The sequence below is a fragment of the Streptomyces sp. SID5785 genome, from assembly GCF_009870065.1.
In the GTDB taxonomy this organism is placed as follows: Bacteria; Actinomycetota; Actinomycetes; order Streptomycetales; family Streptomycetaceae; genus Streptomyces.
The window spans coordinates 1-3,570 of the sequence record NZ_WWIA01000927.1; the positions used below are offsets into that span (position 1 = coordinate 1).

Consider the following 3,570-nt stretch of genomic DNA (forward strand, 5'->3'; position numbering starts at 1 on the left):
TCCCCCTCGCGCGGAGATAATCCCAGTTCAGGAAGGGTTTGTCAGGAACTTGGCCCACCCCTGCGCGGGCTTCTGCCCGACGTCCAGAGTGCGCATTTTGTCCAGCACGGCGGGGTCCTGCGCGTCCATCCAGTCGACGAACTGGCGGAAGGACACGAGCCGCACGTCCTTGTTCTTCTCGGCCGTCTCGGCGATGTGCTTGAGCGCGCCCTCGACGGCGTCCATGTAGATGCCGCCGTTCCACTCCTCGAAGTGATTGCCTATGAAGAACGGCGCGCGGTTGCTCCCGTAGGCGCGGTCGAAGCCGGCTATGTACGCGTCGGTCGCCTGGCGGCGCCAGCCCGGGTAGTTGTGGGCGGGGGCCCGCGTCGTGTTCACCGACTGGTTGGCCAGCATGTTGTAGTCCATCGACAGGACCTCGAAGCTGTGCCCGGGGAAGGGGACGGCCTGCAGCGGCAGGTCCCAGACGCCCTGCTTCTTCTCCGGCCAGCGCTGCACACCGCCGGGCGAGGAGGCGTCGTAGCGCCAGCCGAGCTCGTGGGCCGTGGGCAGCAGGTTCTGCTGGCCGAGCAGGCAGGGGGCGCGGCCGCCGACGAGTTCCTTGTCGTAGTCGAAGGGCAGGGACGGCAGGTCGGTCCAGCCGGTGTTGGTGCGCCACTGCTTGACGAAGGTCTTGGCCTGGTCGATCTCGCTGCGCCACTGCGCGGAGGTCCAGTTGGCGACGGAGCCGGAGCCGCCGCAGAAGTGCCCGTTGAAGTGCGTGCCGATCTCGTGGCCGTCGAGCCAGGCCTGGCGGACGTACGTGAGGGTCTCCTTGATGTGGCCGTCCGTCAGATAGCCGATGTCGGAGGCGCCCACCGCGTTGTTCGGCGGGTGGTAGAGCCGCTTCTTGGACTCCGGCAGGAGGTAGAGGCCGGACAGGAAGAAGGTCATGTGCGCGTCGTGCTGCCGCGCGAGCTCCAGGAAGCGGGGGAACAGGCCGTTGCCCACCTCGCCCGCGCCGTCCCAGGAGAAGATCACGAACTGCGGCGGGGTCTGCCCCGGTTCGAGCCGCTCGGGCGCCGCCGGCTGATGCGGCTGCTTGCCCGTGTACGCGGTCGAGCCGTCGCCGATGGGCTTGGCCGTGGGCCCCTTGGGGGATCCAGAGGGGCTCTCCGCCTGCTTGCCCGGTGTCACGGACGGGGTCGTGCCCGATCCGCAGCCGGCCAGGGCCGCGGCGGCCGCCGCTCCCGCTCCGAGCCCGAGGGCTCCCCTTCGGCTGACGTGACGCATTCCGTCCCCCTCGTTGGTGCCGCACAGCCGGTCGCGCTGTGCACTTCCTTAGAGGCAGCCCTGAAGGGGCGGGTTCCTGATCCGGGCGTGTTTTGGGGAGGTTTTACCGATAGGTTCACGCAGCGCAGCGAAGGGCCGTCACAGGGTGACGACCCTTCGTCCGCGGCGCTGCCGCGCCCGGTGCCCGGCGGGAGATCAGGCGCCGAACGCCTTGCCCTGACCCTTGACCGCTCCCTTGCCGATGCGGGGCTGGGCGCCGGCGAGGAGATGGGCGGGCACCAGATCCCGCGCGGGCTCCGTGTAGCCCACGGACACGATCTTGTCGCCCAGGTACGTGAACGTGGTGAGCGAGGCGAGCGTGCACTGCCGCTTGCGCGGGTCGTGCCACAGCCGGCGCCGCTCCACGTACGAGCGCAGGATCCAGATCGGCAGCTGATGGCTGACCATGACGGCCTCGTGGCCGCGCGCCGCGTCCTTCGCCGTGTCCAGGGCGCCCATCATGCGCACGACCTGGTCGACGTAGGGCTCGCCCCAGGACGGCTTGAAGGGGTTGACGAGGTGCTTCCAGTTGTCCGGCTTCTTCAGGGCGCCGTCGCCGACGCCGAAGGTCTTGCCCTGGAAGACGTTGCCCGCCTCGATCAGACGGCCGTCGGTCGCCAGGTCGAGGCCGTGGGTCTTGGCGATCGGCGCCGCCGTCTCCTGTGCCCGCTCCAGCGGGGAGGCGACGACGTGCGTGATGTCGCGCGGCGCGAGGTGCTCGGCGACCCGGTCGGCCATCTGCCGGCCCAGCTCGGACAGGTGGTAGTCGGGCAGCCGCCCGTACAGGACGCCCTCGGGGTTGTGGACCTCGCCGTGCCGCATCACGTGGACGACGGTGATGTCCTTGTCGCTCTGTCCCGAGCCGCTGTCGAGGATGCTCATGCCGTGGCCTCCGCAGCCGCGCGGGCGGCAGCCGGGAGCGCGGCGGCGATGCGCTCGACCGCCCGCTCGTCGTGGGTGGTCGAGACGAACCAGGACTCGAACGCGGACGGCGGGAGGTAGACCCCCTGGGCCAGCATCGAGTGGAAGAAGGCGGTGAAGCGGAACGAGTCCTGCGCCTTGGCGTCGTCGTAGTTCGCGACCTCGCGGTCCGTGAAGAACACCGAGAACATGTTGGAGGCGTTCTGCAGCCGGTGCGCGACGCCCTCCTTCGTGAGCGCCTCGGTGACGAGGGTGCGCAGCTGCTCGCTGACCGCGTCGACCTTCGCGTACGCGGCGTCGTCGAGCAGGCGCAGCTGGGCGAGGCCGGCGGCGGTGGCGACCGGGTTACCGCTGAGGGTGCCCGCCTGGTACACGGGGCCGGACGGGGCGAGGTGCGCCATGACGTCGGCGCGGCCGCCGAAGGCCGCGGCCGGGAAGCCGCCGCCCATGACCTTGCCGAAGGTCATCAGGTCGGGCTCGACGCCGTCGACGCCGAACCAGCCGGCCTTCGACGTGCGGAAGCCGGTCATGACCTCGTCGGAGATGTACAGCGCGCCGTTCTGCGCGCAGACGGCCTTGAGGCCGGCGTTGAAGCCGTCGCGGGGCGGGACGACGCCCATGTTGCCCGGCGAGGCCTCGGTGATGACGCAGGCGATCTCGCCCGGGTGGGCGGCGAACGCGGCGCGCACCGCGTCGAGGTCGTTGTACGGCAGGACGATCGTGTCGCCGGCCTGGGCGCCGGTGACGCCCGGCGTGTCCGGCAGGCCGAACGTGGCGAGCCCGGAGCCGGCCGCGGCCAGCAGCGCGTCGACGTGACCGTGGTAGCAGCCGGCGAACTTGATCACCTTGGCACGGCCGGTGAAGCCGCGCGCGAGGCGGATCGCGGACATGGTGGCCTCGGTGCCGGAGGACACCAGGCGGACCTGCTCGACGGGCGCGATGCGCGCCACGATCTCCTCGGCGAGCGCGACCTCGCCCTCGCCGGGCGTGCCGAAGGAGGTGCCGCGCGCGACGGCCTCCTGCACGGCCGCGATGACCTCGGGGTGGGAATGGCCGAGGATCATCGGCCCCCACGAGCAGACGAGGTCCACGTACTCGCGGCCGTCCGCGTCCGTCAGGTACGGACCGGTGCCGGACACCATGAAACGGGGCGTACCGCCCACGGCGCGGAACGCGCGCACCGGGGAGTTCACGCCACCGGGCGTGACCACGGCCGCACGGTCGAAGAGCCCCTGAGATACGGGTGCCTCATAGGGATAGGGGGTGTAGTTCGCCTCTGCCATGCCTCTCAGCGTACGGCCCGCCCTCGCGGCGCTGCCGTCGCACCGGCCGCACCGA

General features: G+C 71.0%; 3 protein-coding genes. All 3 read right to left on the reverse strand.

Annotated elements, in window-relative coordinates; genetic code table 11:
* Positions 1 to 27: 27 nt before the first annotated feature.
* The 3 genes from GTW43_RS30225 to hemL all read right to left on the reverse strand — a co-directional run bounded on the left by GTW43_RS30225 (position 28) and on the right by hemL (position 3,515).
* Entirely contained in the window at positions 28 to 1,272 is a 1,245-nt protein-coding gene (locus GTW43_RS30225; RefSeq protein ID WP_161305171.1) for a hypothetical protein, read from the reverse strand.
* A gap of 195 nt (positions 1,273 to 1,467) precedes the next feature.
* Positions 1,468 to 2,193, reverse strand: coding sequence for a histidine phosphatase family protein (locus GTW43_RS30230; protein WP_161305172.1), 726 nt, complete (start codon positions 2,191 to 2,193; stop codon positions 1,468 to 1,470).
* A complete protein-coding gene (gene hemL / locus GTW43_RS30235; RefSeq protein WP_161305173.1) occupies positions 2,190 to 3,515 on the reverse strand; it encodes a glutamate-1-semialdehyde 2,1-aminomutase in 1,326 nt (441 codons plus the stop codon). Before hemL ends, GTW43_RS30230 begins: the two co-directional genes overlap by 4 nt.
* Positions 3,516 to 3,570: the final 55 nt, after the last annotated feature.